Here is a 12,440-nt window from a genome sequence, read left to right as displayed (position 1 = left end):
CGTATCAGCAGTGAATGTCCGATTGGCCGTTGCACTCCTTGCAATGAATTCGAGCGATTCGGTAAATGGTGTAGACCTCTTGCCGCCCCTCGTTGAAGACTGACCGGCGCAGCAGCGGGTCGTCGGCGGAGCCCTATCGATCCTTCAGGTCCCCCAGGTGAAAAGGCGGTAACCGGTGAATCGGCGTTTGCTCAGTCTCTCGGCCATCGGCGTCGTCGGCGTCTTCGCCCTGTCGGCGTGCAGCAGCGGCGGCGGCAGCGGCAGCTCTGCCGACGGCACTGTCACCCTGAAGTTCATCGCCGCCGACTACGGCGACCCGACCAAGGGCAACAGCTCCCAGCAGTACTGGGACCAGGTGGCCGCGGCCTTCGAGAAGCAGAACCCGAAGATCAAGATCCAGGCCACGATCATCAACTGGAACGACATCGACTCCAAAGTCCAGACGATGATCCAGAACCACGACTACCCGGACGTGCTGCAGACCGGTGGCTACGCCAACTTCGTCCCGGACGGCCTGCTCTACAAGGCGGACCAGATCGCCTCCCAGTCGACGCTGGACAACTTCATCCCGTCGTTCCTGAACAACGGGAAGGTCGGCGGGACCCAGTACGGCATCCCGTTCGACTCCAGCACCCGGATGATGGTCTACAACACGGACATCTTCAAGAAGGCCGGGATCACCAGCGCCCCCAAGACCTGGGACGACATCGCCAAGGACGCCCAGATCATCAAGTCCAAGGGCCTCGCCTCCACCCCGTACGCGCTCCCCCTGGGCAAGGAGGAGGCGCAGGCCGAGAGCTACCTCTGGGAGCTGGGCAACGGCGGCGGGCCGGTGGACACCAGCGGCAAGTTCGCCCTGAACAGCGCCGCCAACGTGCAGACCTTCCAGTGGATCAAGTCCAACCTGGTGGACAAGGGCCTGACCTACCCCAACCCCGGCACCGTGGACCGCACGGCCGGCGCCTGGGCCGACTTCCAGGCCGGCAAGGCCGCGATGGTCAACGCCCACCCGACGCTGGTCACCCAGCTCAAGGCGGCCAAGGTGCCGTTCGCGGTCACCCCGATCCCCGGCAAGACCGGCCCGCTGACCGGCACGCTGGGCGTCGCCGACTGGATGATGGGCTTCAAGAACAACGGCCACGCGGACCAGATCAAGAAGTGGATCGACTTCCTGTACTCGGACGCGAACACCATGAAGTTCCTCGACGAGTACAACCTGATGCCGGTCACCCAGACCGACTACAAGACGATGTCCACCGACGCCAAGTACGCCGACCTCAAGCCGTGGATCGCCCAGCTGCCGAGCGCGAAGTTCTACCCGCTGAGCAACCAGGCCTGGGACACCGTCTCCGCGCAGATCAAGACCGAGATCGGCCAGGCGGCCACGGGCAACCCGGCGCAGGTGCTGGGTGACCTGCAGAAGAAGGCGCAGACCGACGAGCAGAACGTCACCGGCTGACGCCGGCTCCCCGACGCTGCGACACAACCGCCTGCGGGCGGGCGGGACTCCGCCCCGCCCGGGGCGGTTCGGGCGCGTTGCCCGCCGCGCTCCCCGGAGCGAGCCCCTCCGAACCACCTGAACCATCGCCCCGAGTCCCGAAACAGGGGGTTCTCGATCGTGTCCGACACCGCCGCCGCGCCCCCGGGCGCCGCCTCCCCGACCGTCCCGCCGGCTCCGTCGCCGAGGACCCGGCGGAGATTCACCGTCGGCCCCCTGCCCTGGATCCTCCCCGCCATCGCGCTGATCGCGGTGGTCGTCATCTGGCCGGTGGTCACGATGGTGATCACCTCGCGCGAGCGCCTCGGCCTGGACGGCTTCGTCCGCGGCAGCGCCGGCTGGAAGAACTTCACCCGCCTCTTCGGTGAGACGGTCTTCGGCCACGTCATGCTGTGGACGGTGATCTGGACGGTCAGCGTGGTCGGCCTGACCATGCTGATCTCGCTCGGCCTGGCCGCCCTCTTCAACCAGCGCTTCCCCGGCCGCACGGTCACCCGCTGGGCGCTGATCGCGCCCTGGGCGGCCTCGGTGCTGATGACCTCGATCGGCTTCCGCTGGATGCTCGACCGGACCTCCGGCGTCCTCAACGGCTGGATGGTCGACCTGGGGCTGATCCACTCGCCCAAGGACTGGCTGGGCGACCCCGCCACCGCCTGGCCGTGGCTGATCTTCGTGGCGGTCTTCGTCTCGCTGCCGTTCACCACCTACACCCTGCTCGCAGGGCTGCAGACGATCCCGGACGAGGTCTACGAGGCGGCGCGGATCGACGGCGCCTCCGGCCGGCAGTCGTATCTGCGGATCACCCTGCCGTTGCTCCGCCCGGCCTTCCTGGTCGGCCTGGTGATCAACCTGATCAACGTCTTCAACTCGTTCCCGGTGATCTGGGGGATGAACGAGGGCGGGGTCAACTACGCCAACGCGACCACCACGGTCTTCATGTACGGACTGAAGTCGCAGAGCATCGGCGAGTCGGCCGCCATGTCGGTGGTCAACTTCGTGCTCGTGCTGCTGATGGTGCTGGTCTTCCTGAAGGTCAGCCGCTGGAACGAGGAGAGCTGACGTGGCCTCAACCACCGCCGCCGCCAAGGCTCACGGCCCCGAGGGGGGCCCCGCCGCCGCCACGGGCGGCACCGGCCGGAAGGCTCCGGTCCGCCCGCCGTTCCGCTTCCGCACGCTGGTCGTCACCGTGGTGGCCTGGGTGCTCGCGGTGATCTTCATCTTCCCGTACCTGGACATGGTGATCACCTCGCTGCGGCCCTCCAACGAGCTGCGCGACAACACCTTCCTGCCGCACCACTTCCAGTGGAGCACCTTCGTCGACGTCTGGAAGAACCAGCAGGTGCCGCTCGGCGACAACCTGCGGGTGACGCTGATCGTGGCGGCCTGCGCGACGGTGCTTGTGCTGCTCGTCTCGCTGCCGGCGGCGTACTACACCGCCCGGAACCGGTACCGCGGCCGGCGGCTCTTCCTGCTGCTGGTGCTGGTCACCCAGATGTTCCAGCCGGCCTCCCTGGTGGTCGGCCTGTACCGGGAGTTCAGCCAGTTCAACCTGCTGGACACGATCTGGGTGCTGATCCTGGTCAACGCCGCCTTCAACCTGGCCTTCGCGATCTGGATCCTCACCGCCTACATCGGCTCCATCCCGGCGGAGCTGGAGGAGGCGGCGATGATCGACGGCACCGGCCGGCTGGGCGCGATGTTCCGGGTGACCCTGCCGCTGGCCATGCCCGGCGTGGTGACCGCGATGATCTTCACTTTCATCTCGGCCTGGAACGAGTTCATCATGGGGCTGACCCTCACCACCACCCCCTCCCACCAGCCGCTGACCGTCGGCATCGACAGCTTCATCGGCGCCTACGGGGTGGCCTGGAACCAGATGTTCGCCGGATCGGTGATCGCGATCATCCCGGTGATCATCCTCTTCGCCTTCATCGAGCGCCGGGTGGTCTCCGGCCTCACCGCGGGCTCGGTGAAGTAGCCCCCGGCCGGCTGTGGTTGGCTCTCGCCGTGGAGCTTCGTCAACTCAGGTACTTCGTGGCGGTCGCCGAGGAGCTGCACTTCGGCCGGGCGGCCGAGCGGCTGGTCATCGTCCAGTCCGCGGTGAGCCAGCAGGTACGGCGGCTGGAGCGGGAGCTGGGCGTGGAGCTCTTCGACCGCTCCGGCCGTACGGTCCGGCTCACCGAGGCCGGTACGGCGTTCCTGCCGCGCGCCCGCGGGGTGCTGGACGCGGAGGCGCAGGCGCTGGCCGCGGTCCGGGAGTACGCCGCCGACCGCTCGTCCCGGCTGCGTCTCGGCACCAGCACGGGGCTGGGCGTCCATCTGGAGCGGGTGCTGGAAGCCCTGGCCGCGGCCGAGCCCGGGATCGCCGTCGAGCTGTCCACCGCGCCCACCCGGGAGCGCCTCGAACTGGTGGCGGCAGGGGAGTTGGACGCCGCCTTCGTCCGCGGGATCGAGGAGGCTCCGGAGGGCGTGCGGCTGGTCCCGGTCTGGCGTGATCCGCTGCTGGTCGCCCTGCCGGCGCGGTCCGAGGCCGCGCGGGACGCCGTGGACGTCGATCTGCGCGCGGTGGCCGCCATGCCGCTCTACCTCACCGGGCGGCGGAGCAATCCGCCGCTGGTGGACCTGGTGGTGTCGGCCTGCCGGGACGCCGGGTTCGAGCCGGTGCCGGGCCCGGCGAGCAGCTCGCTGCAGAACACCCTGGCCGCGCTGGGCGCCGGGCTGCCCGGCTGGACCGTGGTCTACGCCTCGCACGCCGAGCAGCTGGCGCACTCCGGGCGGGTGGCCTTCCTGCCGGTGCGGGGAGAGGGGCTGGCGCTGCCGGCCGCGCTGGCGGTGCGGCAGGGGCGGCCGGCCCGGCCGGTCCGGGCGCTGCTGGACGCCTGCCGGCGGGTGGTGGCGGCCCAGCGGCGCGATCTCGATTCGTGATCGGTGGGTGCGCGGCCTGCTTCTGGTTCCGGGCGGCCGACCGGAGTGAACTTGTCCTTGTCAGCGGGGAAGCCGAAGTACCCGCCGGAACAAGGGAGTCGACCACCATGCCGATCGTCACCGTGCAGCAGGGCCCGCGCACCGTCGAGCTGAAGCGCGAGCTGGTCGAGCGGATCACCGACGCCTTCGTGGACACCTACAAGATCCCGGCCGACAGCGTCCAGGTCTGGATCCAGGAGACCCCCGCCGAGAGCTGGGCGATCGGCGGCCGCCTCACCGCCGACAAGTAGCCCCCGGCGCCTTCCTCCCCCAGCCCCTCTCGGCGATCAGGAACGGATACGCATATGAGCACGCCTGTCATAGACATGCCAATTTCCGAACGCACCCCCACCGCGGACCGGATGACCCCGCGTCAGCGGATGCTGCTGGTGCTGCTGCTCGGCTCGCAGTTCATGCTGGCGATCGACTTCTCGATCCTGAACATCGCGCTGCCCGAGATCGGCCGCGGCCTCGGCTTCTCGCTGGGGAACCTGCAGTGGATCTCGACCGCGATGATGCTGCCCTCGGCCGGGCTCACCCTCCTCTTCGGGCGGCTGGCCGACCTCGCCGGGCGGCGCCGGATGCTGCTGGCCGGGATGGCCCTGCTGGCCGCCGGCTCGCTGATCGGCGGGCTGGCCGGCAGCCCTGCCGTACTGCTGGCGGCCCGGGTGCTGCAGGGCCTCGCCGCCGCGATGGCCACCCCGGCGGCGCTCTCCCTCCTCACCTCCGCGCTGCCCGAAGGGCCCCTGCGGGACCGCGCGCTGGGCCTGAACGGCACCCTCCTCTCGGCCGGCTTCACCGTCGGCGCGGTCTTCGGCGGCGTCCTCACCTCGACGCTCAGCTGGCGGTGGGCCTTCCTGGTGAACGTCCCGGTCGCGGCCGCGATCCTGCTCCTCGCCCCGCGGATCGTCCCGGAGAGCCGGGGCCGCCGTACCGCGCTGGACGTCCCCGGCGCGTCCGCCGTCACCGCCGGGCTGCTCGCCCTGGTCTTCGGGGTGACGCTGGCCGGGCAGCAGGGCTGGGGCAGTCCCGCCGCGCTGGGCGCGCTCGGTGCCGCGGTGGTGCTGCTGGCCGCCTTCTGGCGGATCGAGTCCCGGGCCGCCGCGCCGCTCGCCCCGGTCCAGGTGCTCCGCCGGCCCAGCGTGAAGTGGGGCAACCTCGGCGGTCTGGTCACCTTCGCGATGGAGAGCTCGGTCGTCTTCCTCCTCACCCTCTACCTGCAGAAGGTCGGCGGGTTCGGCCCGATGGCCACCGGGCTGGCCTTCTGCGGCCTCGGCGGGACGGCGTTCACCGGCGGCCTGATCGCGCCCCGGCTGATCGGCCGGTTCGGCAACCGGGCGGTGCTCGGCGGCGGCCTGCTGGTGCAGGCGGCGGCCACCGGGCTGCTCTTCCTCCTCGGCGGCCACGGCGACGCCGCCGCGGTCACCCTGCTGGTGGCCCTCACCTCGGCCGGCGCCCTCGGCCATGTCTCGGCGATCGTCGGCTACCTGGTGACCGCGACCTCCGGGCTGCCGGCCGGCGAGCAGGGCCTGGCCACCGGACTGGCCTCGATGACCCAGCAGGTGGGCACCACCCTCGGCATCCCGGTGCTCTCCGCGGTGGCCGCGGCCAGGACCGCCGCCACCGGCTCGGTGCTGGCGGGCGTCCACACCGCGCTGCTGCTGGACGCCGGGGTGGTGCTGGTCGGCGGGCTGCTGGTGCTGCTCGGCCTGCGCGCCCGCCGCACCGGCCGCCGTCAGCCGGCGGCGGCCGGCCCGGTGATCGAGTAGACCTTGCGCAGGGTCTCGTGGACGGTCCAGCGGGTACGGTCCCCGGCACGCAGCACCGCTGCGTCGCCGGGGCCGACCGTCAGCACCGGGCCGCCCTCCACCTCGACGGTCGCCCGGCCGGAGAGGACCACGAAGAGCTCGTCCGCCTCGGTGTCGGTGACCACCCCCGGGGTGATCTGCCACACACCGCGCTCCTGCGAGCCGTCCGCGGAGGTCCACAGGACCGCGGAGGAGACCACCGGACGGCCGGAGACGATCTGCTCCGGATCCAGCTGATCCTCCGTCAACTCCACGTCGGCGACGTGGAGGGCGAAGCTGGGGCCGGTCGGTCCGCTCGGGCCGCTCGGTCCCGCCGGGGCGGTCGGGGAGCTGGGGGCGTCGGTGGCGTCCATGGGCGGGACGCTAGCCGCCCGGGCAGCGGGCCGGACAGTCGCACACTGGCTGGATCCGACGGGGCAGAATGACAGGTCGTATGGTCGGACCGGGGAAGGCGGCCACGAAGACCCGGAGGGGGTGGCGCGGGTGGAGCGGGAACTGAGCGACCGGGACCGCGCGATCCTCGCCCTGGAGGCGAGGAGCTGGCGCTCGCCGGGCGCCAAGGAGGCCGCCATCCGCGAGCGGCTCGGCCTCGCCCCCGTCCGCTACTACCAGCTGCTGAACGCCCTGCTGGACCGCGAGGAGGCGCTCGCCCACTCCCCGGTCCTGGTCAACCGCCTGCGCAGGCTCCGGGACACCCGCCGCGCGGGCCGCTGAGACCCCGCGACCACCGACCCTTCGGGCCACCGAGGGCCGCCGAGGGCCGCTGGCCCTCCGCCTCATCCCAGGGCGGCCGCCAGGCCCCCCAGCAGCTGCGCCAGTTCGGCGGGCGACGGGACCGCCGTGTCGGCCAGCGCCTCCAGTTCGGGGCGGGGCGGATCGCCCACCACGACCGTGCAGCCGCCGAGCCCGCGGGCGGCCCGGAAGGCCGGCAGGTCGCCCAGGTCGTCCCCGGCGTACAGCACTCCGCGCGCTCTGCGCTCGCGGGCCAGCCCACGCAGCGCGGCCCCCTTGTCCACACCCGGCGGGCGCAGCTCCAGGACGTAGTGGCCGGGCTCCACCTGCAGCCCGGTGCGCTCGGCGAGGGCCGCCAGCGGCGCCCGCAGGAGGTCCAGCGCCCCGTCCGGGTCGGCCGCACGGCGGGTGTGGACGGCCAGTGAGCGGTCCTTGTCCTCGATCCAGGTCCCCTCCGGCGCCGCTAGGTCCTTCAGCAGCCCCGGAAGTTCGGCGCGGACCGCCGCCACCCCGGGCGGCGGCGGGTCGGCGGTCACCCGGCCGGTGGACGCGTCCCAGCGCTCGGCGCCGTAGTGGCCGAGGACGATCAGCCCGTCCAGGCCCTCCGCGCCGGCGAAGCCGCCGTTGCGCACCGCCACCTCGGCCGGCCGCCCGGTGAGGATCGCCACCGTGCCCACCCGGGGCGCCAGCCGGCGCAGCGCCGGCAGCACCGCCGGATGTGCCCGGGCGGCCTCCGGATCGGCCACGATCGGCGAGAGCGTCCCGTCGAAGTCCAGTGCCACCAGGGCGCGTTCGGGCTCGGCCAGCAGTCCCCGCAGCCCGGGGGTGCCGAGCAGCTCGGTCAGCGCGCCGGCGGCGCAGGCGGTCCCGTCGGCGCCCTGTCCTGTCCCCGCGGTCAACGCAGCGCCTCCAGCTGGTCCAGGAACCACCGCTGCGGGGGCAGCGCGGTCGCCGCCGCGGCCAGCCGCTTGCAGCGTTCCGCGCGCTCGCCGGCCGGCATGTTCAGCGCCGCGTCCAGCGCGTCCGCGGTGGCGATCACGTCGTACGGGTTGACCATCACCGAGTCCTCGGCGAGTTCGGCGGCCGCCCCGGCCTCCCGGGAGAGCACCAGCGCGCAGCCCTCGTCGGAGACCACCGGCACCTCCTTGGCGACCAGGTTCATCCCGTCCCGGATCGGGTTCACCAGCGCCACGTCGGCCAGCCGGTAGGCGGCCAGCGAACGCGGGAAGTCGTCGTCGACGTGCAGCAGCAGCGGCTGCCAGTCGGCCGTCCCGAACTCGTCGTTGATCTCGGCGGCCAGCCGCTGGACGGCCGCCGTGTACTCCCGGTACTCCGGCAGGTCGTGCCGCGAGGGGTAGGCGAAGGCGATGTGCACCACCCGCCCCCGCCACTCCTCCCGGGTACGCAGCAGATGCCGGTAGGCGAGCAGCCCGCGGACGATGTTCTTGGACAGCTCGGTCCGGTCCACCCGGACGATCGTCCGGCGCGGCCGGCCGTCCGGCCCGGTGCCGACCGAGGTGCGCAGCCCGGCCAGCCGGGAGTCCACGTCGGGCTGGTGGGCCCGGTCGCGCAGGAACTCGGCGTCCGCGCCCAGCCCGTGCACCCCGATCCGCACCTCGCGGCCCTGGTGGCGGATCGTCAGGTCGCCGCCGTCCGGGCCGGGGTCGACGACCTCGGCGCCGAGCACCGCCTCGCAGCAGTCCGCGAAGGTGCGCGCCCAGCGCCGGGTGAGGAAGGCCGCCCGGTCCGCGCCCAGCACGCCCTCGAGCACCTGCGCGGCGACCCGGTCCGGCAGCAGCCGGTAGTAGTCCGGCGGCGCCCAGGGGGTGTGGGAGAAGTGGCCGATCCTCAGATCCGGCCGCAGTTCCCGCAGTTGATGGGGGGTCAGCGTCAGGTGGTAGTCCTGGATCAGCACGGTCGCCCCGGGCGCGGCCTCGGCGGCTAGCGCCTCGGCGAAGGCCCGGTTGTACGCCTGGTAGGAGTCCCACTCCTTGCGGAAGCGGTCGTCGAAGACCGGCTTGACCGGGGTGTCGTAGAGGAGGTGGTGGACGAACCAGAGGGTGGAGTTGGCGATGCCGTTGTACGCCCGGGTGAAGGTCCCGGCGTCGATGTCCAGCATCCGCACCGGCTGGTCGGTCCGGGCGGACTCCTCGGCGAGGTGGTCCAGCCTGCCCCCGGGGGCCCGCCGGGCGGCCTCCCGGTCGCCCTCTCCGAGGGCGGCGCAGACCCAGACGGTCCCGTCCGCCCCGCCGATCGCCGAGAGCCCGGAGACCAGGCCGCCGCCCCCGCGCTTGATCGACAACGACCCGTCGTCCGACAGCGAGTACGAGGCGGGTCCGCGGTTCGACGCGACGAGTACGGTCGCCTGGGGCCGCTCCTGCTCGGACGGCGCGGACTGATCACGACGTGCAGACATGGTTCCCCCTTAGCCGCGAGCCGGGCGCGTCAAACGTCCGTTGGTCTGTGCGGGTCCCCGCCGCGCCCGCCCCCGGTCAGGCCGCGCCCGCCCGCCCGGTCAGGCGGTGCGCGCCCACCTCGCCGCGTACTCGGGGACGTCCCGCATCGGCGGGCGTTCCTCCGCGGCCACGTCGGTGGTGTAGGGGGCGAAGCCCTCGGCGTCCCGCTGGAACTGGGTCAGCCGCGGCCGGGCGTCGAACTCCCCGCCGCCCAGCCGGCTCAGCGCGGTCGCGTAGATCGTCGCGGCCATCCGGCCGAGCGCCGCCCCGTCCTGGTGCCGGTGGTGCCGCACGCCCACGTCCACCTGGGCCAGCGCGTCCAGGCCCGCCGACTCCAGCGCGTCCACCAGCAGCCCGATCTCCACCCCGTAGCCGGTCGGGAAGGGCAGCCGCTCCAGCAGCGACCTGCGGGCCGCGTACTCCCCGCCGAGCGGCTGGACGAAGCCGGCCAGGCGCGGCCAGTGGAGGTTCAGCAGCGGCCGGGCGACCAGCTCGGTGACCCGCCCGCCGCCGCCCGGCACCACCCCCGCCGCGGTCTCCAGCGGCCGGTCGTACATCGCCTTGACGAAGTCCACGCCGGGCTCGGTGAGCAGCGGGCCGACGATCCCGGAGACGAAGGCGGAGTCGAACTCGCGCAGGTCGGAGTCGACGAAGCAGACGATCTCGCCCGAGGTCACCAGCAGCGAGCGCCACAGCACCTCGCCCTTGCCGGGTGCGGCCGGTATCCGGGGGAGTATCGCGTCCCGGTGCACCACCCGGGCGCCGGCCGCCGCCGCGACCGCCGCCGTGCGGTCGGTCGATCCGGAGTCGACCACCACCAGCTCGTCGACCAGCGGCACGGCCTCCATCAGCTCGCGCCGGATCGCGGCCACGATCGGGCCGACCGTCGCCTCCTCGTTCAGCGCGGGGAGCACCACGCTCACCGTGCCGGCCGAGCCGGCCCGGCGCTTGGCGGAGATCAGCTCGTGCAGCGGCCGGTCGGCTGCGGACCAGGACCGCTTGCGTAGCCACTCCGTCACCTCGATTAGCACTGCTCCACTCCCGCGTGTGATCGATCTCGCGTTCCGGACGTCTATGAACAGGATGCGGGACGTCCGTTACAGTCATGGACGAGGGAGGCATCCGGCCCGTGACCGGGACGGTCCTCCTGTGACAAACGCGTTGACCCGCCGCGGTACTTCCGCGGCAGGGGAGATTCAACGCCATAGAGCTCATCCAGAGGGGCAGAGGGAACGGCCCGTTGAAGCCCCGGCAACCCTCCAGCCGGTCCGCCCAGCCACGGCGCGGCCCCCGGCGGGGAAGGTGCCAAGTCCGTCCTGCGGCGAAAGCCGTCGCAGGGAAGATGAGGAGAGAGGGCCTCGCCGTTCATGGCTGCGCAGACTGCTGACGCCAACACTTCCACCGACACCCCCGACTTCGGTCCCGCCGTCGCGCTCTCCTGTCGCGAGTGCGGAGCCCGCTTCCCGCTCGGCCCCTCCTTCGCGTGCCTGGAGTGCTTCGGCCCGCTGGAGATCGCCTACGAGCTGCCGACCGGCGACCCCGAGGCGCTGCGCGCCCGGATCGAGGCCGGCCCCACCAACATCTGGCGGTACGCCCCGCTGCTGCCGGTCCCGGCGGACGTCGCCGGGCAGCCCAGCCTCAACCCCGGCTGGACCAAGCTGGTCAAGGCCGACAACCTGGCCCGCGAGCTGGGCATCACCGGCGGGCTGCACGTCAAGGACGACTCCGGGAACCCCACCCACTCCTTCAAGGACCGGGTGGTGGCGATCGCCGTGCAGGCCGCCCGCACCTTCGGCTTCACCACCCTCTCCTGCTCCTCCACCGGCAACCTGGCCGGCGCGGTGGGCGCCGCCGCGGCCCGCACCGGGCTGCGCTCCTGCGTCTTCATCCCGCACGACCTGGAGGCCGGCAAGGTCGTGATGGCCGCGGTCTACGGCGGCGAGCTGGTCGGCATCGAGGGCAACTACGACGATGTGAACCGCTTCTGCTCGGAGCTGATCGGCGACCCGGCCGGCGAGGGCTGGGGCTTCGTCAACGTCAACCTCCGCCCTTACTACGGCGAGGGCTCCAAGACCCTGGCCTACGAGATCTGCGAGCAGCTCGGCTGGCGGCTGCCGGACCAGATCGTCATCCCGATCGCCTCCGGCTCCCAGCTCACCAAGATCGACAAGGGGCTCAAGGAGCTCATCGAGGTCGGCCTGGTGGAGGACAAGCCGTACAAGATCTTCGGCGCCCAGGCCACCGGCTGCTCCCCGGTCTCGGTCGCCTTCAAGGCGGGCCACGACGTGGTCCGCCCGCAGAAGCCGGACACCATCGCCAAGTCGCTGGCCATCGGCAACCCGGCCGACGGCCCGTACGTCCTGGACATCGCCCGCCGCACCGGCGGCGCGGTGGAGGACGTGAACGACGACGAGGTGGTGGACGCCATCCGGCTGCTGGCCCGCACCGAGGGCATCTTCGCCGAGACCGCCGGTGGCGTCACCGTCGGCGTCCTGCGCAAGCTGCTGAAGAGCGGTCAGCTGGACCCCGCCGCCGAGACCGTGGTGCTCAACACCGGCGACGGCCTCAAGACCCTCGACGCGGTCGCGGACAAGGCCCGTCCGACCGCGATCATCCGCCCCACCCTTGACTCGTTCCGAGAGGCAGGCCTCGCATGAGCGTCACCGTCCGCATCCCGACCATCCTGCGCACCTACACCGGGGGCGCGGCCGAGGTGGCCGCCGAGGGCAAGACCCTCGCCGAGGTCCTCGACGCGCTGGAGGCCGACCACACCGGCATCCGCGCCCGGATCCTGGACGACCAGGGCAAGCTGCGCCGCTTCGTGAACGTCTACGTCAACGACGACGACGTGCGCTTCGCGGAGGGGCTGGACACCGCGGTCGCCGACGGCGGCAACGTCTCGATCATCCCCGCGGTCGCCGGCGGCTGCTGATTACGGCTTTTCCCAGCGAAGGACCCGGTCCGAGTGGGCCGGGTCTTTCG

General features: G+C 72.3%; 13 protein-coding genes and 1 riboswitch. Of the genes, 9 read left to right on the top strand and 4 right to left on the bottom strand.

Annotated elements, in window-relative coordinates:
- Positions 1 to 187: 187 nt before the first annotated feature.
- The 6 genes from BS73_RS17910 (at position 188) to BS73_RS17885 (ending at position 6,231) form a co-directional block, all read left to right on the top strand.
- Positions 188 to 1,459 carry an extracellular solute-binding protein gene (locus BS73_RS17910; RefSeq protein ID WP_235215438.1) on the top strand — a complete coding sequence of 424 codons (1,272 nt, stop codon included), beginning with the start codon at positions 188 to 190 and terminating at the stop codon, positions 1,457 to 1,459.
- 159 nt (positions 1,460 to 1,618) lie between these two features.
- The gene (locus tag BS73_RS17905; RefSeq protein WP_235215437.1) at positions 1,619 to 2,557 is read left to right on the top strand and encodes a carbohydrate ABC transporter permease; all 939 of its coding nucleotides are present in this window, start codon (positions 1,619 to 1,621) and stop codon (positions 2,555 to 2,557) included.
- A 1-nt stretch (position 2,558) separates the two neighbouring features.
- Positions 2,559 to 3,476: a carbohydrate ABC transporter permease gene (locus tag BS73_RS17900; RefSeq protein WP_235215436.1), complete on the top strand. Its 918-nt coding sequence runs from the start codon at positions 2,559 to 2,561 to the stop codon at positions 3,474 to 3,476.
- A gap of 29 nt (positions 3,477 to 3,505) precedes the next feature.
- Positions 3,506 to 4,423 (top strand): LysR family transcriptional regulator, encoded by a 918-nt coding sequence (locus BS73_RS17895; RefSeq protein ID WP_037573727.1) that lies wholly within the window; start codon positions 3,506 to 3,508, stop codon positions 4,421 to 4,423.
- Positions 4,420 to 4,713: a 4-oxalocrotonate tautomerase DmpI gene (gene dmpI / locus BS73_RS40385; RefSeq protein ID WP_265736864.1), complete on the top strand. Its 294-nt coding sequence runs from the start codon at positions 4,420 to 4,422 to the stop codon at positions 4,711 to 4,713. Before BS73_RS17895 ends, dmpI begins: the two co-directional genes overlap by 4 nt.
- A gap of 75 nt (positions 4,714 to 4,788) precedes the next feature.
- Positions 4,789 to 6,231, top strand: a complete 1,443-nt coding sequence (locus BS73_RS17885; RefSeq protein ID WP_051940064.1) for an MFS transporter — start codon at positions 4,789 to 4,791, stop codon at positions 6,229 to 6,231.
- Here the strand turns inward: BS73_RS17885 and BS73_RS17880 are convergent.
- Entirely contained in the window at positions 6,198 to 6,623 is a 426-nt protein-coding gene (locus tag BS73_RS17880) for a cupin domain-containing protein (RefSeq protein WP_051940063.1), read from the bottom strand. The genes BS73_RS17885 and BS73_RS17880 overlap by 34 nt on opposite strands.
- Before the next feature lie 130 nt (positions 6,624 to 6,753).
- Here BS73_RS17880 and BS73_RS39640 point away from each other — a divergent pair, with 130 nt between their 5' ends.
- Positions 6,754 to 6,984, top strand: a complete 231-nt coding sequence (locus BS73_RS39640; protein WP_037580041.1) for a DUF3263 domain-containing protein — start codon at positions 6,754 to 6,756, stop codon at positions 6,982 to 6,984.
- A gap of 62 nt (positions 6,985 to 7,046) precedes the next feature.
- Here BS73_RS39640 and otsB read toward each other — a convergent pair whose 3' ends face one another.
- The 3 genes from otsB to BS73_RS17860 form a co-directional block, all read right to left on the bottom strand.
- Positions 7,047 to 7,847, bottom strand: a complete 801-nt coding sequence (otsB, locus tag BS73_RS17870; protein ID WP_037580039.1) for a trehalose-phosphatase — start codon at positions 7,845 to 7,847, stop codon at positions 7,047 to 7,049.
- Positions 7,848 to 7,897: 50 nt separating this feature from the next.
- Positions 7,898 to 9,418, bottom strand: a complete 1,521-nt coding sequence (locus BS73_RS17865; RefSeq protein WP_037573718.1) for an alpha,alpha-trehalose-phosphate synthase (UDP-forming) — start codon at positions 9,416 to 9,418, stop codon at positions 7,898 to 7,900.
- A 99-nt stretch (positions 9,419 to 9,517) separates the two neighbouring features.
- Positions 9,518 to 10,489 (bottom strand): glucosyl-3-phosphoglycerate synthase, encoded by a 972-nt coding sequence (locus tag BS73_RS17860; RefSeq protein WP_037573715.1) that lies wholly within the window; start codon positions 10,487 to 10,489, stop codon positions 9,518 to 9,520.
- A 177-nt stretch (positions 10,490 to 10,666) separates the two neighbouring features.
- Positions 10,667 to 10,807, top strand: a riboswitch (SAM riboswitch).
- 18 nt (positions 10,808 to 10,825) lie between these two features.
- Here BS73_RS17860 and thrC point away from each other — a divergent pair.
- Together thrC and BS73_RS17850 are read left to right on the top strand one after the other, a co-directional pair.
- Positions 10,826 to 12,115, top strand: coding sequence for a threonine synthase (thrC, locus tag BS73_RS17855; protein WP_037573712.1), 1,290 nt, complete (start codon positions 10,826 to 10,828; stop codon positions 12,113 to 12,115).
- The gene (locus BS73_RS17850) at positions 12,112 to 12,390 is read left to right on the top strand and encodes a ubiquitin-like small modifier protein 1 (RefSeq protein ID WP_037573707.1); all 279 of its coding nucleotides are present in this window, start codon (positions 12,112 to 12,114) and stop codon (positions 12,388 to 12,390) included. The genes thrC and BS73_RS17850 overlap by 4 nt, the downstream gene beginning before the upstream one ends.
- Positions 12,391 to 12,440 lie beyond the last annotated feature (50 nt).

The organism is Phaeacidiphilus oryzae TH49 (genome assembly GCF_000744815.1).
GTDB lineage: Bacteria > Actinomycetota > Actinomycetes > Streptomycetales > Streptomycetaceae > Phaeacidiphilus > Phaeacidiphilus oryzae.
This window is presented reverse-complemented; position numbering and strand designations above follow the sequence as displayed.

Bases quoted from the DNA above. Each gene is read 5' to 3' on its own strand.
- thrC (WP_037573712.1), top strand. From the start codon at position 10,826: ATGGCTGCGCAGACTGCTGACGCCAACACTTCCACCGACACCCCCGAC.
- BS73_RS17850 (WP_037573707.1), top strand. From the start codon at position 12,112: ATGAGCGTCACCGTCCGCATCCCGACCATCCTGCGCACCTACACCGGG.
- BS73_RS17885 (WP_051940064.1), top strand. From the start codon at position 4,789: ATGCCAATTTCCGAACGCACCCCCACCGCGGACCGGATGACCCCGCGT.
- BS73_RS17880 (WP_051940063.1), bottom strand. From the start codon at position 6,623: ATGGACGCCACCGACGCCCCCAGCTCCCCGACCGCCCCGGCGGGACCG.
- BS73_RS17865 (WP_037573718.1), bottom strand. From the start codon at position 9,418: ATGTCTGCACGTCGTGATCAGTCCGCGCCGTCCGAGCAGGAGCGGCCC.